General features: G+C 55.6%; 17 protein-coding genes and 1 pseudogene. 4 read left to right on the top strand and 14 right to left on the bottom strand.

The annotated features are described in order from the left end of the window. Positions 1 to 80: 80 nt before the first annotated feature. From Enr13x_RS28525 to Enr13x_RS28550, 7 genes are all read right to left on the bottom strand, one after another. Positions 81 to 527, bottom strand: coding sequence for a hypothetical protein (locus Enr13x_RS28525; protein ID WP_145390261.1), 447 nt, complete (start codon positions 525 to 527; stop codon positions 81 to 83). A 258-nt stretch (positions 528 to 785) separates the two neighbouring features. Then, positions 786 to 932, bottom strand: a complete 147-nt coding sequence (locus Enr13x_RS38335) for a hypothetical protein (RefSeq protein WP_197455349.1) — start codon at positions 930 to 932, stop codon at positions 786 to 788. 372 nt (positions 933 to 1,304) lie between these two features. Further along, positions 1,305 to 1,655: a S1 domain-containing protein gene (locus Enr13x_RS28530; protein WP_145390262.1), complete on the bottom strand. Its 351-nt coding sequence runs from the start codon at positions 1,653 to 1,655 to the stop codon at positions 1,305 to 1,307. A gap of 100 nt (positions 1,656 to 1,755) precedes the next feature. Further along, positions 1,756 to 2,268, bottom strand: a complete 513-nt coding sequence (locus tag Enr13x_RS28535) for an SMI1/KNR4 family protein (RefSeq protein ID WP_197455419.1) — start codon at positions 2,266 to 2,268, stop codon at positions 1,756 to 1,758. A 40-nt stretch (positions 2,269 to 2,308) separates the two neighbouring features. Then, positions 2,309 to 2,833 carry a four helix bundle protein gene (locus Enr13x_RS28540; RefSeq protein WP_145390264.1) on the bottom strand — a complete coding sequence of 175 codons (525 nt, stop codon included), beginning with the start codon at positions 2,831 to 2,833 and terminating at the stop codon, positions 2,309 to 2,311. A 111-nt stretch (positions 2,834 to 2,944) separates the two neighbouring features. Further along, positions 2,945 to 3,211: a hypothetical protein gene (locus Enr13x_RS28545; protein ID WP_145390265.1), complete on the bottom strand. Its 267-nt coding sequence runs from the start codon at positions 3,209 to 3,211 to the stop codon at positions 2,945 to 2,947. Between the two features lie 1,377 nt (positions 3,212 to 4,588). Further along, the gene (locus tag Enr13x_RS28550) at positions 4,589 to 4,936 is read right to left on the bottom strand and encodes a hypothetical protein (protein WP_145390266.1); all 348 of its coding nucleotides are present in this window, start codon (positions 4,934 to 4,936) and stop codon (positions 4,589 to 4,591) included. Positions 4,937 to 5,199: 263 nt separating this feature from the next. Between Enr13x_RS28550 and Enr13x_RS28555 the strand changes: the two genes are divergently transcribed. Then, positions 5,200 to 6,225, top strand: a complete 1,026-nt coding sequence (locus tag Enr13x_RS28555) for an IS630 family transposase (protein ID WP_145385672.1) — start codon at positions 5,200 to 5,202, stop codon at positions 6,223 to 6,225. 545 nt (positions 6,226 to 6,770) lie between these two features. Here the strand turns inward: Enr13x_RS28555 and Enr13x_RS28560 are convergent. From Enr13x_RS28560 to Enr13x_RS28585, 5 genes are all read right to left on the bottom strand, one after another. Next, on the bottom strand, positions 6,771 to 7,301 hold the full coding sequence (locus Enr13x_RS28560) for a hypothetical protein (RefSeq protein ID WP_145390267.1): 531 nt from the start codon (positions 7,299 to 7,301) through the stop codon (positions 6,771 to 6,773). Positions 7,302 to 7,427: 126 nt separating this feature from the next. After that, the gene (locus Enr13x_RS28565) at positions 7,428 to 7,820 is read right to left on the bottom strand and encodes a hypothetical protein (protein WP_145390268.1); all 393 of its coding nucleotides are present in this window, start codon (positions 7,818 to 7,820) and stop codon (positions 7,428 to 7,430) included. Between the two features lie 1,710 nt (positions 7,821 to 9,530). Further along, positions 9,531 to 10,172 carry a hypothetical protein gene (locus Enr13x_RS28570; RefSeq protein WP_145390269.1) on the bottom strand — a complete coding sequence of 214 codons (642 nt, stop codon included), beginning with the start codon at positions 10,170 to 10,172 and terminating at the stop codon, positions 9,531 to 9,533. Between the two features lie 2,568 nt (positions 10,173 to 12,740). Further along, positions 12,741 to 13,142 (bottom strand): hypothetical protein, encoded by a 402-nt coding sequence (locus Enr13x_RS28580; protein WP_145390271.1) that lies wholly within the window; start codon positions 13,140 to 13,142, stop codon positions 12,741 to 12,743. 153 nt (positions 13,143 to 13,295) lie between these two features. Then, a complete protein-coding gene (locus Enr13x_RS28585; RefSeq protein ID WP_231743836.1) occupies positions 13,296 to 13,742 on the bottom strand; it encodes a hypothetical protein in 447 nt (148 codons plus the stop codon). Between the two features lie 245 nt (positions 13,743 to 13,987). Between Enr13x_RS28585 and Enr13x_RS28590 the strand changes: the two genes are divergently transcribed. Together Enr13x_RS28590 and Enr13x_RS28595 are read left to right on the top strand one after the other, a co-directional pair. Beyond that, the gene (locus Enr13x_RS28590; RefSeq protein WP_145390272.1) at positions 13,988 to 14,395 is read left to right on the top strand and encodes a hypothetical protein; all 408 of its coding nucleotides are present in this window, start codon (positions 13,988 to 13,990) and stop codon (positions 14,393 to 14,395) included. 928 nt (positions 14,396 to 15,323) lie between these two features. After that, positions 15,324 to 16,458 (top strand): annotated as a pseudogene (locus tag Enr13x_RS28595) (transposase). Positions 16,459 to 16,747: 289 nt separating this feature from the next. Here the strand turns inward: Enr13x_RS28595 and Enr13x_RS28600 are convergent. Next, positions 16,748 to 17,095 carry a prolipoprotein diacylglyceryl transferase gene (locus tag Enr13x_RS28600; protein ID WP_145390273.1) on the bottom strand — a complete coding sequence of 116 codons (348 nt, stop codon included), beginning with the start codon at positions 17,093 to 17,095 and terminating at the stop codon, positions 16,748 to 16,750. A gap of 27 nt (positions 17,096 to 17,122) precedes the next feature. Continuing rightward, entirely contained in the window at positions 17,123 to 18,202 is a 1,080-nt protein-coding gene (locus Enr13x_RS38340; protein WP_197455420.1) for a S49 family peptidase, read from the bottom strand. An 857-nt stretch (positions 18,203 to 19,059) separates the two neighbouring features. Here Enr13x_RS38340 and Enr13x_RS28610 point away from each other — a divergent pair. Next, a complete protein-coding gene (locus Enr13x_RS28610) occupies positions 19,060 to 20,202 on the top strand; it encodes an ABC transporter permease (protein WP_145390275.1) in 1,143 nt (380 codons plus the stop codon). Positions 20,203 to 20,499: the final 297 nt, after the last annotated feature.

Below are 20,499 nucleotides of genomic sequence, written 5' to 3' on the forward strand. Positions count from 1 at the left end.
GGCGACGGTTGGCTCGCAAACCAAAAAAACGGGTTGCCGCCGCTCCGTAACAACCCATGGTTCTGCCAGTCGTGCTGATCTTACGCGTCCGGCTCCAACTGTTCGGCATCAGCAAGATCCTTCGTTCGTCCGGTTGAGCGTTTATTCTGAATGAGGTCGCCAAGACTAATCACGGGAATGCTTAGTCCGTCCCAATTGACAGAAATCCGGTTTGGCCACGCATCGTCAAATGAGACACTATCGATCTGGGTGAGAATGTCGATTCGAACCGGAGGGACGCCGATCTGGAAGACGATCCCAGGCTCCGACAAATCAGAAACGTCCAAACCCTCTACCGGAGCGCCAAATTCGGCGATCGCCTGATAAACCTTTGGAGCGGTGGCGGCGTCCGCCCGCACCCAAAGGTCAATGTCCCCCGTTGCGCGAGGGTATCCATGGGCGGCCATCGCGTAGGCTCTCACAAGAAGAAATTCAATTTTCGCGTCGATGAACGCGGACAACATGTCTTTGAAGTCTGGATTGAGCAACGTCAGGTTCCGTGATGGACCATGCGGCTACGGTTAATGGCCAGACTAGATTTAAGCAATCCGAATGGCTCCGGTCAACGACACGCTGATCGTGTCCCTGCTCGTCAAGTCGGCAGATTTTCGCGGTAGATCGATCCAGAGAAGGTAGAGGTGACATAAACGCTTTCAATTGGCAGAACGTCGGTGGTCACCGCGCCGGCGCGATGGACCTAAACTCAAAAACAAACTCAACTCGCCGACTGCGGTGCACCACATAGTTCACGCGTCCGGCCACGACGACAGCCCGAGCCATTGCCGCTCTTTGTCAATGTACTCGATCGGAATCGCCGTGGGAAATCCAGTGTCCCAATCTGCGGTCGGCACTTCAGACGTCGGTTTGTCTTGGATCGTACTCGTACTCAGCATTGCGGTACTCGTGCTCGTACTCGATCGACAGGCGTCGGTTTGCCTTCGCCGGCCGAGTCGACCGCGCACCTATCGAACCGTGACATCAAATGCGAAACCCAGTAAACGGAGGTTCGATGACATCCGGTGGGCGACCTTCGGGTCACGATCAAACGACAGCAAATCAATTGCCACAAAAGAACGCGAGAAGGCGCAAAAGAAGAAGTGGACGCTGTCGTCAGGCGTGGGTTACCAGCGTGAACGGCAGGGTTGACCGGGGCCGAGCGAAAGATCAACCATTTCAAAAAGACGCTTCCGAGGCCTCCGCGTCCAACCCATGGTTCTGCGATTCCCGGCAGTGTGATTCATGATACTACGCAGTTGATCCAAGCATCAGACTTCAGCAGCTAAGTGTTGCGGTCCCCACTCTTCGTAGTCCCATTGGTGCAGCTTAGGATATTGGCCTGTGTCGTCTCCGATCTTCGCGCAAATCTTCGTTCCTAATGGTTTCGTCCAATGTGGATCCATCTTTTGCTGCTGGTCGTGTCCGATGTAAACATCACCAAGGACTGCTGGCACGCCATAGCCAATGTCGACGAAGATGCCAAATGGAGCATTTGCGACGACGTACCCAGTTACGATCGTGTTGCGATCGGGAATCGGTTTCGGAATGTGGTCCGCGAAGTGAACCCGTATCTTTTCCTCCCAATCGGAGTCGAATCGATTTAGCGGATTCCCAGGCATTGCGTGCAAGTATTAGCAGAACGACCAAAATCACCCGGTCGCGACGAGAGATTCTCCATTTTCAAAACGCCCGACTTCGCGACTCGGGTGCATTTTTTTGTTATGCGTCATTGACCCAGCCCTGACCACGCAAGTAGTCGAGCCATTCGCGTTCGCCAGGTGGTCCACCAAAGTAGTCGATGTACCGCGGTCCACAACAAACATCTTCGATCAGTTCGTGGAAGTTTTCACATAGAGGAACTGGTTCGTCAGGTGGTGGATCGCTGCCAATTGTTGCGATGCTTCCAGTCCGATGAATGACAAAAGCGTCACCAGCAGGATCGTGACCGACAGGGAACCAGTCGGCTTTCCCATATGGTTCGACGTAAAAGTCCTTGTTTTCTATCGAATGCGTGTGCCCCTCAGCGATACCGTACAGCACAAACATTTCGAGCACTGCGCCGTCGGTTAGGCGTAAGAATTCGAGGTAGTCATCGGGCAGCCATGGCCGTGCTGCTTTCTGTGCGGCGATATCATCTTCGCCAACTGGAGGATATGTCTGAAACCAGCAGAACTGGAATTTGTCAGACATGTCCTCACGCTGCATGAGTTTCTGAAGACGTGGAAATTTCATGTTCGGAAGGAGTGTGCGATTTGACGCATAACGGTTGCCGTCACCTGGGACGGACGAGTGATTTTCCACTTGTGAAACCGCGCAAGCCGTCCTCAGGTGCACGGCTTGGTTCTGGCTTCCTGCCTTGATCGTACTCGTACTCGTACTCAGCATCGCGGTACTCGTACTCGGTCCCTGCATTGTACTCCACCGGCGATTCGGCCACGGCATCGGATCTCGCGATCAACCGAGTCAGCATCGAAACGATCCGATGAAGCGAACGTTTCAGTTCGTGGTGGCGTTCAACATCCAGTCCATCGGTTGCGGCAAGCACGTCTTGAATTGCGACACATTCCAGCGCCGAGCCACGAGCGATGTCAAGAAATCGACTACGATCTTTGAGGCTTCGCTTCCCGTTGCCCTCGGCGATGTTCAGCGGTATGGATTGAGCGGCGCGAAGCCATTGATCACGAGCGTGGCGATGACAGCCGCTCAAATCTCTCGCGGCGGCGAATGACGAAGCAACGTATTCGATAGAGAAACGGTAAACGTCTAGTCGATCGTGGTCGAAGATGGGTTCGGTCATTGGTGCCCCGAGTCGAGTAGGAGTACGAGTACCGGGCGGCGCCCTGAGTACGAGTACGATTTTCAATGCCAGAACGGCGGTGGTCACCGCGTCGGCGCGATCGACCAGAACTCAAAACAAACTCAACTCGCCGACTGCGGTGCACCACTTGGTTCGCGCGGTCGGCCGCGACGACAGCTTGAGCCATCGTCGCTCGCGGCCAATGTACCCGATCGGAATCGCGAAGGGAAATTCGGCATCCCAATCAACGGTCGGCACTTCAGGCGTCGGTTTGTCTTGGATCGTACTCGTGCTCAGCACCGCGGTACTCGTACTCCTACTCGAATCGACAGGCGTCGGTTTGTCCTCGTCGACCGCGCACCTATCGAACCGTGACATCAAATGCGAATCTTAGGAAACGAAGGTTCGATGACATCAGGTGGGCCGAGTTCAGTCACAACGTTCAGCAGCGTGGGCGTCCGGCATCGGTTTGTTTGCCTTCCAGTCGAGTACGAGTAGGAGTACCGGCTGACGCCTGAGTACGAGTACGATTTGGGAGCGAGAACGATACGGATCACGTGGCCGCCGCGAACGACTCACCACTTCAAAAAACTCAACTCGGCGACTCACGTGCATCCGCTGGTTCGCCGCCCGTGCCAATGCCCGACGGTCTACTATCGACCTCGGAGCTTGTGTGGGATCCGTTAAAGTTCTGCGGATCCCGACCCTGTGGCGTCGGACAACCGCGACACCGTGAATAAATCTTTTCGCACCCCGTGACGAGCCAGGAGTAGGCGGCCGCCCATGAGATGTACATCCCGAGTATTGCACAAGCAGACAATAGCGGTGTCAGGACCAATATCCTGACTGTCGACCACAAAGTCGGTTGCATTTCGTCGAACGCTCCGAGCAGTGCGTAAGCGACCATAAACAAGAATGGGCACAATGCGAGAAAGAATAAGAATGCAACGCGTGCTGGCAGTGTAAGCGTCGATCGAATTCCGCGCCCAGTTAAAATGCCGATTGCGCCGACAAAGGCCAGGCAATCAACAACTACGTATCCAATTGCTTGATGGGTTTCCATCTCTTGCAGTGGTCGTGCGGAATCGACAGTGTCGGCGAACGTCCGCCGTCACCTGGCACGAGCGGAAAATCTTGAACTCAAAACAGACTCGATCGAGTGCTCAGGTGCACGGCTTTGTTCCTCGGATCTCGTCGAGTGCTCGGCGGCAGCGTTGAATGCGACCGATGCAAGAGGATACCGCTGCGAAACACACGACGCAAATTTTTGTCTGCGAAACGAGCGGCGCGAACACGGCGGAACCACACCGCGGTGGATCGCCACGAAAAACACGAGAAGACACGAAAAGAGAACGGATATGATGGCACGTGGAGAGCTTGACGGGCGATCCATCGGGACCGCAGCACAGGTCCGTCGTGGCGCGGACCAAGTCTCCGATTTGCGTCAACCAAGGGGCCGTGACGACCCAAAGCAATCAGACGCAACGTGCGGCAACGATCAATCGACCGAAACCGTCCGACGCCGAAAGCTCAACGCGGTGTGCACGCGACGGAAAAGTGCGACGCCCAGACAATCGGCCCAATAAATCCGGCAAGTCAGACTGATGCCTGGAACTGCCTCGCTGCTGACGAGGAACGGCGGCGATCACACGGCGGCGACGAGAGATCACCCACTCCAACCAACTTGACTTCGCCGCTCGTTGTGCATCGCTTGGTTCGGCACGCCAAGTTAAGTTTGACGACGCAAGGCAATCGTTATGGCAACACGAATCCAAGTTCACTAGCCATCACCTGACAGGATTGTGCATCAGAAAAAGACGAAACGTGACCAAATTTCTGTTCGGCCAGAGAAAGAAGACTTAGCAGTTGATCAAGCGTAACGTCCGCCAGATTGGTGTACCGAATCAGAGCGTTCGTCTCGCCATCCGGCAAAACAACGCCAACCCATGGACGCGGATCAAACCGGGAGAAAACAACCAGTGGTTCGCTCCATCCTCCGAATGTTGCATATCGACCGTTTTCCCCACCCCCATGCCCTCCAAGAAAAATGCCGAAAATCCAAGGCCCATGAGATGGGTCGGAATGCTGACGAATTGTTGCCATCGTCCGTCGCAAAAGTTCAACCACATCTTCAGCGGTCTCCAACTCAGGGACAATGTAATCGTGCTCTACCCGATTCCGTTTGCCGATTGCGCGGGCCAAGACTCGCGACGTTAAGCACGTGAGCATGTGTAGTTCATGGAAATTGGCAAGGCTTTTGCAGGTTTGTCACGATGGGCGCGGTTCGTTCTTTTGCTAGCTAATTGTCCGGTCGTCGGACGGGCCTGGCAAGGTCGGTGCCTCCCGACAATCACGGGAGACTTACCATGGCAAGACCTGCAACCGTTTTCGCGAAAATCACGAACCAGCAGCAACGTGACCGTCTGATTGAGCTTTGGAAACAGCATCCAAACCATTACACACGAATACGGGCACACGCGATTCTTCTGAGCGATGCTCAATACGAAATTGAGCAGATCGTCGATATTCTTAGTGTCAGTAGAGACAGCGTGCGAGCTTGGATCAAACACTTTGAACAAGACGGACCAGACGCCCTGCTGGACGAAAAGCGACCAGGCGGACCGAGGAAGCTCAATGAACAGGAAGAGCAAATCCTCAAAGATTTGTTGCGGCAATTTCCCTCCCGGCCTGCCACAGTCCTGTCGCGTTTGCGAACACGGACCGGCAAATCGATCAGCCGACATTCGCTGCGTCGTTACGCCCGACGATTCAATTTGAGCTGGAAGCGGTTTCGGCGCAGCCTGCGGAAAAAACGAGACGAAAAGGCTTTCCGGTTGGCTCAAGAGGAACTCGCCGAGTTGCTCAATGAACCTGAACTGGATGTCGTATACTTTGACGAAGCGGGATTTTCGCTTAAGGGCGTGGTGCCATACGGATGGCTTCCCATCGGCGAACGGACCGATGTGCCAGTCACCGGCGCCCATGGGGCGACGGTTCAGGCACTTGGCTTTGAGCATCAAGATGGAACCACCCATACCTATCTTCACAAAGGGTACGTCAACACGCAAACGGTCATTGAAATCATGGATGATTTTTGTGAGACGATTGACCAAACAACGGTGGTCATCCTCGACAATGCATCTTGCCACACCAGCGGAGCTTTTGAAGCATCGATCGAACGCTGGGCAGAGCGTGGGCTGCTGGTTTATCATCTTCCGCCGTATAGTCCCGAACTGAATTCGATCGAGCGACTATGGAGGCAACTAAAGTATCAACAAATGCCCGCCACGGCCTGGGAACGATTCAAAACCTTGTTACAAACGCTGACGACGAAGCTATGCGAAATCGGTGAGGTAACCTACATGCCATCACTTGAAAGTTATGCCGAATAACTCGTGCTGACGTGCTTAGTTCGTCTATAACGCCCCGTCGCATAAGAAATTCTGCTTTTTGCTTCGGCGATCCCGGAGGGTTCTTGCAGAGTTCACCCAAATCGCGTGCAACGTACCAATCAACCAAGCAGGCTAAAGCACGCCGGGCGTTCAGCATCGCATTTGTGCAGAGTTTTCCGCATTCCAAAGTATCAGTTTCAACGCCGGCACGATTCACCTCCTGAATCGACCATGACAGCGGGTTGTCAGGACCATCGCCCGGCGGTTCTACCACGACGCCCTGACCGTACCGGCCAGAAATAGATTCAATGGCGTCGAACAGGTCATCTGCTGACGCGGACTCAAATTCACATTTCGCAGTTAACTGTTTCTGAGGCACGGCTGGCGTCACGAATCGGGAACAAAAAAAGTGTGTTCGGTCAAGGACAACGCCGAATCAACGAAGGTTCGTTCAGGCGGCCGAACGTTGGCGATATCCGAGCAGCGGTTAACGACATTGCGATGGCCAAACCAACCTGACTCCGCCGCTTCGGATCATCGCGTGGTTATCGCTTGTCTTTCGCCTCTTGAAGTTTGGTCAGTCGTTCCGTTAAGTAGGCGAGACATTTCGTGTTGAGATCACTGGAGCTATCTTTGGCCAATTCTCGTGCGACGGAAGAAAGCGACTCGGTGACTGCAAGTATCCGTAGTTGCTTAAGCGTGAGTCCTTTGTGTTTTGTGATCCAGTCTTTTGCGTTAGATTGGGTAATCGCATGGTGATCCTTGAACGCCCCAGGCCACGTGCCCTCGATTTGGCGTTGAATCAGTAAGAATGCAACATCGCCAACGTTTGGTTTGTAGATGGCCCATCCCCGCCTTGTCTTCGTCATGACGGTTGGGTTGCGAAATACTTCGTAATTCGCCTCTGTCTCGTCGTCCAACCGTGCCGCCAGCGCTGGGAAAGCGTCGACACCGCGTTCGGCCAGCGAGTCGTATGCAGCGGATGCTGAGGCAGCGTCGTCGGACGCAAGTCGTGTAACCAACTCGTCATCGGCTTGCGCGATGGCAAAGCAGAAAAAGATTGCTAGTGCTGTCATATTTCTTCGTGCGATAACGACCGCGATCACCCAGTCGCGGCGATAGATTGTCCATTGTCAAAAACGCCGACGCCGCGACTTGGGTGCATCGCCTGGTTCGCCGCTTCTTCGCACCCCGATGGAACGTCACAAGGCGGAACCATCAGTATCGTGCGATTCCCTTTCCGGTTCAACAACGATCATACGAATTGCCTTAGCACGCACCATAAAGCGTCGCCCATCCTCGTCTTCCAGGATCACCATGCCGTTTAGTTCATACGGCAAGTGTGTCTTGATGCTTTCGGTATTCGTAAACCCTACGAACCGTACACGATCGAATGTCTCGGAACCGGTCATGTGAACGGTTGCCCAAGTGTTCTTCTTTAGCACCCCGCGAACGGACATCGTATCTGGTTTCGCGCCGCCACTGTTGATGCGAGACAATACCGTGAAAAAGATCGCAAGTGCCATCACGCCCAAAACGATACACAGCACACCGACGCCCAGTGTGCTGAACATCTCGATGGCAGTGCGACTCATGTAGTGCTTCTCACGTCAGGTCTATAGATGCTGTTGTCAGTCGGCGAACGCCCGGGATCAGCGGGCGGCGGGAGCTGACACTAATCCCACCAGAAACTGCACCACCGCCGCTCCGTTGCATCCCTTGGTTCGTCGTCAGTTGTCAGCTAATTCTTGGGACGCATCGACACAAGAAGATCAACGATCTTGTCATGATTCTCGAGTCGTGTTGAAATCACGAGCGAAGCATTTTGCGGATATGGAGCCATTGTCGAATCGCCGCTACCCGGTTTCCAGTCCGATGGAGACACTGAGGCCTGAATCAGTCGCATCAGTACCGATGGATCATATTCCTTCTCGGACGTCCACACGGGAAGATCACTAACCTTGTAAACCCTTGTCTGAGTTTGCTTTGCTTTCTCTACCACGCTATCGGAAGCAATTGAGTCCCGCTGAATCGCGAAAACCGTTAGCCCAAGTACTAGGATTACCGATGGCAGAACTGTGGGCAGTCTCATGATTCAATCCTTCGTTGGTGTGTGAGAAAGTGATTCCGCGGTCAGGGTATCGCATCACACATCTGGGGCCAATAGTGATCAGTCGACGAACGTCCGCCGTCACCTGGCACGAGCGGAAACACTTGAACTCAAAACAGACTCGATCGAGTGCTCAGGTGCACGGCATTGTTCCTCGATTCTCGTCTTGTGCTCGGCGGCAGCGTTGAATGCGACCGAGGCAAGAGGATACCGCGGCGAGACAGACGAGGCAAATTTTTGTTTGCCAAACGAGCGGCGTGAACGTAGCGGAACCACACAGCGGTGGATCGCCACGAAAAACACGAGAAGACACGAAAAGAGAACAGGCATGGTGGCACGTTGAGATCTTGACGGGCAATCCATCGGGATCACAGCACAGGTCCGTCGTGGCGCGGACCAAGTCTCCCATTTGCGTCAGCCAAGAGGCCGTGACGATCCAAAGCAATCGGCCAAAACGTGCGGCAACGATCAATCGACCGAAACCGTCCGACGCCGAAAGCTCAACGCGGTGTGCACGCGATGGAATAGTGCGACACTCAGACAATCGGCCCAGTAAATCCGGCAAGTTAGACTGATGCCTGGAACTGCCTCGCTGCTTACGAGGAACGTCCGCCGTCACCTGGCACGAGCGGAAACACTTGATCTCAAAACAGACTCGATCGAGTGCTCAGGTGCACGGCTTTGTTCCTCGATTCTGACTGTCTTCGTATTGCTCGGGCACGTCGTGTGACGCGGGCCGGCGGACTCAGGATAGCGTGACAGATCTGCCGAGGCAAATTCTTGTGTGATAGAAAAATGTTTCAACGCGAAGTATCAATGAACGCGGAACGCAGCTTTGTGTCAGCGCCGGCACAAAGATTTCGAAGCGGCTTTGTGGTCGACCACACGTCAGGTCCGTTGCGGCGGGCACTACCGCTGCCAATTCTCATCAGGCGACGTCGCGACCCAAAGCGAGATGGAACGTCATGCGGCATCGATCAAGCGAGCGAAACCATCCGTCGCCCGCAGTTCAACGATGCATGCGCCCACCGAAAGAGCGACACGTTCGGGCAATCTGTCCAGTAAATCCGTCAATACAAATCGACGTCTGGAGTCGTCTCGGTCTTTACGAGGAACGGTCAGCGATATCCGGGTCGCGACGACAAGAATTGTAAGTCTTGAATCAACTCGAACGCGACTCCGGATCATCGCGTTGTTAGCCGTCTGCATTGTCGATGCCCTTGCGAAACCACGCACCAAACGGCAGCAATTCCATTTTATTCTTGTCTCTGCGAATGTCTCTCAATATGGGATCTTCAAACCATTCGTATGTGCCTGGATAGCAACGCGAGTAGTCAAAATATATCCAACTTGAGTTTCTATCGTAGGATCCATAACAGTGAACTATCGTTTGACAGCCGAGAGAATCAAGCGTGGGCTCACCGAATCGGGACACGATCTCCGACATAGTATGATCAGCCATCATGAAATTTCGATCGAGTGCACCTTTCAGTTTATCGAATTCTTGGTCAGTCAGCATGTGTTCGGGCGTGTAACATCCCACTCGATACGCTGCCTGGGCGTATGCGGATGCTATTTCGCTGCTGAAACGGTCAGGGATAGGGATACTTAGATGCTGGTCAAAGAATTGACCGTAGACTCGCATTGGACCACGCAGCATTCCTTCGACCAAGCGAGCAAAGTCAGTCTCGCGTTCATTAATCCAACAGATCTGCCATATGATTTGGGAAAAGAAACTATCGGCTGTTCGACCCTCGCAGCCGTACTGGTTAGGCCGGTGAAGGGAGTCGCGAAGTTGAGCAATTGTGATTTCACGAAATTCTTCAAGAGTTCGCATTCGCTGAGCTCCATCGGCTAACGTCCGCCGTCACCTGGCACGAGCGGAAACACTTGAACTCAAAACAGACTCGATCGAGTGCTCAGGTGCACGGCATTGTTCCTCGATTCTGACTGTCTTCGTATTGCTCGGGCACGTCGTGTGACGCGGGCCGGCGGACTCAGGATAGCGTGACAGATCTGCCGAGGCAAATTCTTGTGTGATAGCAAAATGTTTCAACGCGAAGCATCAATGAACGCGGAATGCAGCTTTGCGTCAGCGTCGGCACAGAGCTGCCGAAGCGGCTTTGTGGTCGACCACACGTCAGGTCCGTTGCGGCGGGTACTACCGCTGCCAATTCTCATCAGGCGACGTCGCGACCCAAAGCGAGATGGAACGTCATGCGGCATCGATCAATCGAGCGAAACAATCCGACTTCGGCAGTTCAACGATGCAAGCGCCCACCAAAAGAGCGAGACGTTCGGGCAATCTGTCCAGTAAATCCGTCACCACTGATCGACGTCTGGAATTGCTTCGCTACTTACGAGGAACGGAAAGGATCACGCGGTCGGCGCGAGAGATCATCCACTTCAATCAAACCGGACTCGCCGACTCGTCGTGCATCCGATGGTTATGCGTCAGTCCGGCTCAATTACTCGGAGCTTGAGATGCGCGTGGTTTCGGCTGCTGCTTTCCCGGCGTTTGTGAGTTCGTAGTGTCCACCCTTGTGTCCCTCATTTGAAATGTAACCACGTGCCTCCAACGAGTTGATCGCTGAAATCCAAGCATCTACGGTTGCTGGTCTCTGGTCGGGTACCAGGTCATTGCCGTCGACCTCGACGATCAGGACTTTGTCAATGTTCGACCAAACGACTAGCGAATCATCCAGATCAGCAGATTGCAAAATCAACTTTTCTTCGAGCGTTAGCGGTGACACCGTCAAGCTGCAGCCTTGGATCCCACAAGTCACAATGAGAACCAATGTGTAAATTGGTACGCGCATCTTGGGGCTCCAGGTACGCATAACGGCTGTGGTCACCGCGTCGGCGCGAATGACCTGAACTCAAAAACAAACTTAACTCGCCGACTGCGGTGCACCACTTGGTTCACGCGTCCGGCCGCGACGACAGTTTGAGCCATCGTCGCTGATTGCCAATGTAGCCGATTGGAATGGCCAAGGGAAATTTGACATCCCAACCAGCGGTCGGCACATCAGGCGTTGGCTGTCAGTGTTAAATTCGACAGGCGTCGGTTTGTCTTCCTCGGTCGAGTCGACCGCGCACCTATCGAACCGTGACATCAAATGCGAATCCCAGGAAACAGAGGTTCGATGAGATCAAGAGGGCGCACTTCGAGCGCACCAATCAAACCGTGTGTGAATGAGCAACCACAGAGGTCGCAGAGGGACACAGAGAAGAAGTGGGCGCTGTCGTCAGGCGTCGGCTAGCAGCGTGAACGTCCGCCGTCACCTGGCACGAGCGGAAACACTTGAACTCAAAACAGACTCGATCGAGTGCTCAGGTGCACGGCATTGTTCCTCGATTCTGACTGTCTTCATCGTTGTTCGGGCATGTCGTGTAACGCGGGCCGGCGGACTCAGGATAGCGTGACAGATCTGCCGAGGCAAATTCTTGTGTGATAGCAAAATGTTTCAACGCGAAGCATCAATGAACGCGGAATGCAGCTTTGCGTCAGCGCCGGCACAGAGCTGCCGAAGCGGCCTTGTAGTCGACCACACGTCAGGTCCGTTGCGGCGGGTACTACCTTTGCCAATTCTCATCAGGCGACGTCGCGACCCAAAGCGAGATGGAACGTCATGCGGCATCGATCAATCGCGCGAAACCATCCGTCGCCCGCAGTTCAACGATGCATGCGCCCACCGAAAGAGCGAGACGTTCAGACAATCTGACCAGTAAATCCATCAATACAAATCGACGTCTGGAGTCGTCTCGCTACTTACGAGGAACGTCCGCCGTCACCTGGCACGAGCGGAAAATCTTGAACTCAAAACTGACTCGATCGAGTGCTCAGGTGCACGGCATTGTTCCTCGGATCTCGTCGAGTGCTCGGCGGCAGCGTTGGCTGCGACGGATGCAAGAGGATACCGCGGCGAAACAGACGACGCAAATTTTTGTCCGCGAAACGAGCGGCACGAACTTGGCGGAACCACACAGCGGTTGATCGCCACGAAAAACACGAGAAGACACGAAAAGAGAACGGGCATGATGGCACGTGGAGAGTTTGACGGGCGATCCATCGGGACCGCACGCAGGTCCGTCGCGGCTCGGACCAAGTCTCCGATTTGCGTCAGCCAAGGGGCCGTGACGATCCAAAGCAATCAGACGCAACGTGCGGCATCGATCAATCGGCCGAATCCGTCCGACGCCGAAAGCTCAACGCGGAAAGCACGCGATGGAAAAGTGCGACGCTCAGACAATCGGCCCAATAAATCCGGCAAGTCAGACTGATGCCTGGAACTGCCTCGCTGCTTACGAGGAACGTTCGGGATCAGCGGCGGCGACGGATGATCCTCAACTCTATATCGCCCGACTGCGGCGCTCGATTGCATCGGATGGTTCGTCGATACATTTAGTTTTCTGATTCCGCTTTCGATTTCCCAGATTCGTTCCGATTCAACGCATCCATCGTCTTTTGGACATCTTCCTTTTTCCCTCGCAGGATCATCGTTCCTAGTTCCGGCATCACCTGAATATTCAACTCATCCTTTGACGTCGCTCGAGCTGCGATGACGGCATCAGTCATCTCATGCGAAACTTTTCGAATTGGTATCCAAATGGGAGTCTTGTTGTCGTTCTTTTCAAGTATCCAAGTGTCACCGGAAATCGCGTCCAGCATGACGATGGTATCGCCATACGGGAGAAGCGAGAATCGCCCACCATCTGATGGCTCTCGTTGCAATCCTTCATCCGCCATTGCGATGGAGGTGACGGAAAATAGAAAGATCAATGTGACCAAACGGAAGGAGTTCATCTCTTGCCTCGTATGCACGGAAATTGTTGATTTCTTTTGAACACTTTAGTGGCTCAAGAGTTTCGAATACGACGAACGTCAGTTGTCAGCGGGCACGGCCAATGTGGCGACCATTTGTAATCGCGCCTTGCCGTGCTCCGTTGCACGACATGATTATCGGCCACTGCGAAGAAGCACAAAGGTGCGCTGAACGGACAACGCAAAGTATATCCAGATCACGGGACATAGGAGACCGAGCAAAATGTAGACGGCGGTAAAAATGTTTGCAGCGTCGATGTAGAACACAAATCCGATCAGGCACGTCACCAGGAGAAGTGGAGACAGCACCAGTGGTAGCAAACGCAGGGCAATTGGCTTCGCGTACCATTCGGTTGGCACCGCCACGGCGGCACAAAATAGAAGGTAAGCCGCTGGCGCAAATCCGAAACACCAATTCTGCCATCCCCACACTGCCATCGGTGAGGTCAGAAAAGGCGTAAGGTAGAGATAGCCGATAATGGCGGCGAAGCAGGCAAGCAGAATCGCGATGAATCGAAAGGTGTGAATCCTCGGTGCCAATTGGACACGTTCCGCCGCTGGTGATTGGTATGGATTCGTCATCAATCGAATTTAGTCCGATAACTTGTTTATTACCCGGTCTTGCGGGCCGGGGGTCTTATCGGCCGCCTTATTCCCCAGGTGGATAAGAATTGGGCGGCATTATCCCCGGCTCGGCGATAAGTGATCGTCGAATTATCCTGTTTTCTGAAAAGGCTGCAACCCATTGGGGCTGCCGGAACCCCTCCGCCGAGAAAGGCTGTTCTGCAGCGGGCATCGAATCCAGTTTCGCAGAAGGGGCCAGGCCGGTGGCGAGGCAAAGTGGTGGCGGGACGCAGCGGGACGGAAAGCCGGACTGGGCGTTGATTTGGCATCAAACGCTGGCAATCTTTCATGGCGCCGGTGGCGATTCGAATTGGTGTTTTGGCCAGGCCGAAGTGTTCGAATTTCTGGTGGACCGAAAAAAGAAGGGCGCGCCGGCTTGGAAACGGCTAAAGATCGCCGAAGCACTTTCGGATTATCAGAAACGCTTTCATCGAGACTCCGGCGAGCGGTTGGACCGCATTGTGGCTCAGTTGCGTTACAAGGTGAGTTGCGAGCGACGGGCGGAACTGTCGGGCCCCGAGATCATGGAGGTTTTTCGCGGGGCGTTAAGCATTGATGTCGTCGAAACCTGCTGGTGGGCGCTGGGGGGTGGGGCAGGACGATGGGCGTAAGACGATGCGGAGGAGGTTGGCAGAATGATTCGGGGCAGAATGATCAAAATAACGAAGTGGGGACGGATCGAATTGTTGTCGTGACGTTGCCAGTGACGACGCACCGACTGATTTTCGGTTCCTCAACTCACTCGGCCGCGGTTCATCGGCGCCACGCTGCAATTCGCGTCTTGATCAGCGGATCGTATCCCAAATCGTACTGCGAATCCCTTGTCCCAATGAGACGCTTGCATCGTGAAAGGGTTGGAGACCCTCCGCTTTTAGGGGATCTGCGACATCCGCCTCGTGGAACGCGCCGCGGGTGGCAGGGGACGTCAATTGTATCAGTGACGGATTTGACCGTAGCGGAAGGCGCTAAGACGTTCGCGAGCCGCCGGCCCTCTCTGGCGTTTGCTTGCTGCGCAAACGCCGTCTCTCCCAGTGGGGGCTTCGTGGATTTTAGTGGCTAATCGCTCAGGACCCAGGTTTTTCGAGGCATTGCTGCGATGCCCGAATGGAGGTTCGAGGACAAACGCTCGGTTCGAACGACCCTCCGCCGACACGGGGGCCGGCGGAGGGCACGAAGCACCTTCGGCGCATCGCAGACCAGGTGATTCCTTGGCGGGTTGCTCCTCAGCCGCCGCAGGCCACAAGTGACCAAATGATTCCGAGGAACTGGGTGTGAGGATTATCATGTCGGATACGCGGCGGGTCGTGGAGGCCGTTCTCTACGTGGTGCTTCGTGCCCGCTTCTCAGCCTGGTCCCGGGAGTTTGCTTGAAAATGACATTGGTGGCTCGCCTCACGGCGTTGACCCCGTTTGAGAGAATAACAGAGCCCTACTCCCGCGCCTGCCGCGTTTTTCCGTTGAAGTCACCTTTCGGAGTTCCGCCATGGCCAAGAAGAAATCCTCTGGGAAACCTAAGCGTCGATCACGTGGTGGGTTTCCGATTGACAACGCACCCGTTCCACAATCACTTGACACAATCAACTTGAACGCTGCCGGCATCGATATTGGTTCGACCCAGCACTATGTTGCCGTGCCCTCCGATCGCGACTCATCACACGTTCGCTGCTTCGGCACCTTTACATCCGATCTGGCGTCGCTCGCAGATTGGTTGGAAGAGTGCGGCAATTTGTGTTCTGCGTTCTTACATGCGGCAACGAGCCATGCTCGTCGCCAACGCGAGCGAGCATATCCAACGGATGCAGAAGGCGATGATGGAAATGAATGTCCAGCTCCATCACGTCATTTCGGACATCACCGGCACCACTGGCCTTGCCATTTTGGATGCCATTGTTGCGGGCAGTCGAGACCCTCACCTACTCGCAAAACTTCGCGATCCAAGGTGCAAAAATGACGAGTCGACGATCGCGAAAGCTCTGGAAGGCAATTGGCGTGAAGAACATGTATTTGCGTTAAAACAGGCTCTGGAACTGTACCGTTTTTACGGTTCCAAACTGTCGGAAGTCGATTCCAAGCTTGAAGAACATTTGGGTACATTTTCCGACCGAAGTGACGGTGAGATTCTGCCGAAGCTGAAGGCTCCTAAAGCTGGAAGCAATAGCCCCCGGTTCGATATGCGCAATCAGCTCTACCGGGTGCTGGGCGTCGACATGACGACCATTGATGGGATTAGCGGTCAATCCGCAATCACACTGATTTCTGAAATCGGTACCGACATGAGTAGGTGGGCAACAGAGAAGCATTTCACTTCTTGGCTTTGCCTATGTCCGGGCAGTAAGAAGACAGGTGGGAAATTGCTCAGTGGTAAAACACGTACAAGTGCGAACCGAGCCGCCGCCGCACTTCGAACAGCCGCCGCGTCCCTGGCACGATCAAACTGCGCCTTAGGAGCGTTCTTTCGCAGGATCCGTTCCCGTCTTGGTTCACCCAAAGCGATCACGGCGACGGCCCACAAGCTCGCGAAAATAGTTTATGGGATGCTGAAGTACGGGAGGGAATATGTCGATGTCGGCAACGACTATTACGAACAGCAATACAAGAAGCGAGCAATGGAAAACCTGGCGAAACGGGCAGCTGCACTCAACCTGCGAGTGGTCCCCAATGAACTAGCTGGGTAGGAAGTTCCTTGAGAGCAGAGCCCGCCTCCGCTTCACCTGGCTTCGCCATCCTACCGAACAGAACCGTCGGACATCGCAGTCATCCCTCAAAAAACCTTCCCCGAGTATTCGAGAGCACCCATTAAAATCCGCGAAGAACCCCCAGAGGGAGAGAATCTAAATGGATGCAAACTCCTGCAGCAAAAGAATCGACGTCCCGAGCCACGCGGACATTGCGTTGCGAGGCGGAGCCTCGCAACGAGGGCGAACGGAAGAGACGTTCGATGCCCGGCCGCTTACGCGTCGCGGATCACTTGATCGACTGGTCGTTTCTTGAATCTCTGTCGCTTGGTCGCCGGTGTTTGCAGATGTATTTTGCGAAGGAACCGAGGCCGGCGAATTTGTAGGTCGGGTCGACGTAGTGCTGGATCACGTAGAACGCGAAGTAGTAGGCTCGGCAGAACGCCCAGATGCAAATGCACAGCAGCGCGATCTCGGTCAGCCCCGGCATTCGGGCGACCAAAATCGCGGCGGAAAGCATGCCCAACACGAGGAAGAGCGCGCCCTTGGCCCAAATCAGTTTGGGGTTTTGAATGTCGCCGAGGAGCGAGGGGGCGTTCGGCGTTTGGATCGGAGGGTTGTGATCGGAAGTTGACATAGCGACTTGCTACGCAGGCGGTCGCCGTTAGGGTCGCGCCAGGCTCGCCATCGCCGGATCACTTTGCCACAGGTATAGAAACGTCGGCATGGTGCTGCGGTCGAGCCCGGGGACGCGGAGCGGGATCAGCGAACTGAAGACGGGTTGGTTGGGCGAGACGTCAAGCGGCGTGTAGGCGGGATCGTTTTCACGCCGATACATCACGACGCGGTCGTCGGGTTTTAATCCGGCGCGTTGTTTGGCCATCTCGACCGCCGTGTCGATGTAGCCGACGCCGTCGACCAACCCCAGCGTCTGGGCTTCGCTTCCCGTCATCACGCTGCCGTCGGACCATTGGTCCTCGGACGCGGCCACTTGCGGGCGTTTCGATTTGACTTGATCGATCAACCGCTGGTGGAATCCATCGGCGATCCGCTGCAGCATCGCCAGCTCGTCGGCTTCGATCGGACGTTCGGGTGTTCCGGCGTCGATTTTTTCGCCACTCTTGATCGGCGACGCCAGGACGTTGAACTGGCCCATCGTGTCTTGCAGGTTGTAGATGTTCAAGATCACACCGATGCCACCGACGATGCTGGTCGGATGCGCAATGATGGCGTCACAGTGATTGGCCAGATAGTAGGCTCCGCCGGTTCCGACGGTCATGATGTTGGCGATGATCGGCAGCTCGCGGTCTTGTTTCAGCCGTGCCAATTCATGGCACATCATGTCCGACGCCGTGACGCCGCCGCCGGGGGAGTTGATCCGCAGGACGACGGCTTTGATGTTTTTGTCGTTTCGAATCGCGTCGATTTTTTCGTGGAACAACGCGACCGGGTTTTCGCCCATCGATCCGATCCCGCCGACGTTGCGATCGACCAGGAAATCGTCGACGTCCAAGACGGCGAGTTTTCCGGTCCGCTTCGGCTGGCCGGAGACGACGATGGGAGTCAGCGGCGTCGCGCGGCTATTGGGACTCAAGCTGACCGTCGTTTTTAACTCGCCCATGTCCATCTTGCCGTCGACGGTCATGTCGCCGGTCATGTTGAACCCGCCGGCCATGTTGACCGCGCCGTTGTGCCGAAACACCTTGCTGCCGCAACCGCCGCAAAGCAACACGGCGAGGAGCAACAGGAGCAGCGTGGGATCGCCCCGCCATCGGGAACGCGGTGAAGCAGTGGGATCGACCCCCGTCACGTTGAGACACACTGGCTCCCCTCGCCCCGCTTCGGGGAGAGGGGCCGGGGGCTTCGGGTTACCTTCATTTTTGCATCCCGAATGGGATGGCAGACAGTAGCCGGCGGTCGAGCGAAGCGAATACGGCCGGAAGGTTAAAAAACAGTTTAACCGCCCCCGGAGGACGTCAATTTTATTACTGCAGGATTTGGCAACCGATTTAGATTCTCTCCCGCTGGGAGAGACGGCGTTTGCGCAGCAAGCAAACGCCAGAGAGGGCCGGCGCCCCGAAAGGCTTAGCGACTTTCGGGACGATCGATGTGGGCTGCAAAACCGATCACCAGCCCCCTCATCCCCAGCCCTTCTCCCCCACAAATCGACAAGCAAGCTTGTTACGATTTGTGGGGGAGAAGGGAGCCATGGTGAGTTGTGTCGACACCGAGGTCTGCCAGGAGCGCGGCTTTCAAAACTGCACGCCCCGGTCATTGACGGCGAAGATCTGTTTGGCGTTTCCGCGTTGTCGATCGGGTGCGGGGTCATGGTGTAGGTGAATCGACAGGCTGGGTAAAATCGGTGAAACTAGTGCTGTGTCAGCGTCAAATGTTCGGGTTGCGTTTGTCGAGCGGAAAAGGGGTCAGGTACCAAAAACCAAATGGCTCGCAGGGTGCTTCGCATTTTTGGTACCTGACCCCTTTTCCGCGGCACCCTCCGTTGAAAAGTTGACGCAGCACTGGGCTCCGCCGGCCAAACTTTGCTTTTGCCGGTTGCGGGACGTCCGCTGCAACACCAATCTCCCGATTTCGCCCGACACGATGCGATTTAGCGCGTTAATCCTGAAAAACCTGACTCGCCGCCCCTTAAGGGCCGCGCTGACCCTGATCGCGTTGACGATGGCGGTCGCGTCGGTCGTCGCGCTGCGGGGGATCGCCAAGGGATTCACCGAGTCGTTCGCGGACATCTACGAATCCCACTCGATCGACATCGTCGTCTCCCGTCAGGGCACCGCGGACCGCTTGAGCAGCAGCGTGAGCGAAGCGGCGATCGTGCAAATCGAGCAGCTCGGCGGCGTGGCGAAGGCCGCCGGCGTGCTGCTGGACACGCTCTCGCTGGAAGACCAGCAAATTTTCGGCGTCCCCACGATGGGCATCGCGGCGGACAGCTGGCTGCGCGATGATTTTCGCTGGCGCGAGCGGCGTTCCGGAGCGAAAGCTGGCTCGACGGACACGCCGCCGAAGCAGCTTTCCCTGGGGATTCATTTGGCCGAACGCGCGGGGATTTCGGTCGGCCAGAACGTGATGATTTTCGAAGAGCCGTACGTCGTGGACGGGATTTTCGAAAGTTCGAGCGTATGGGAAAACGGATCGATGGTGATGCCACTGGATCAGCTGCAAGCGATTTCCGACCGCAACGGGCAAGTGACGTACATCAACGTGCTGCTGGATCGGGCGGTCGACCGTGGTGACGCGCGATCGATTGTCGACCAGATTCACGGGATCGACAGCCGGCTTCACGCCATGACGACGGATGAATTCGTGGGGACCGACACCCGGATGCAACTGGCGGCGGCGATGGCCTGGATGACATCGATCATCGCCCTGGCGATCGGGGCGATCGGGACGCTCAACACGATGATGACCAGCGTTTTGGAACGAACGCGTGAAATCGGCGTGCTCCGCGCCGTCGGCTGGCCGCGGCGGCGTGTGATCGGCATGATCGTCTCCGAATCGATCATGCTGGCGTTGCTGGCCAGTTTTTTTGGCGGCGGCCTCGCAATCCTTGCCACCGATGCAATGAGCCGACATCCCGCGGTTCGCGGGGTGCTGGTGCCGGCAATCGACGCCGCAACGTTGTTGGAAGGTACGGTTTTGGCGGTCTTTATCGGGCTGCTCGGGGCGCTGTTGCCAGCGAAACGTGCCGCTTCGGTAATGCCGACCGAAGCATTGCGAAACTCTTGACGGGCGTCACCGGATGATCGGTGGCACCGATTTCGGACGAGTGGAACGGCACTTGCGGTCGCACGGAGAGGGGGGAAGGCACACAGGCTACGCTGTGAAGCATTGCTTCACAGCGTTAGCACACGGGTTCACGGACCATCGTGTCGTCTCGCGCTTCCCCGACGCTTAAATTTTGTCAGTACGACTTAAGCGATGCCCCCGCTTTCGACGCAGGGGCTGTTGCGGCCGGCACACCACTCGCCATCCGACGAGAGTGTTTTGTGGCCCGGTCGGCATGCCCCCGACGATATCGGCCCT

Source organism: Stieleria neptunia, from assembly GCF_007754155.1.
GTDB classification, from domain to species: domain Bacteria; phylum Planctomycetota; class Planctomycetia; order Pirellulales; family Pirellulaceae; genus Stieleria; species Stieleria neptunia.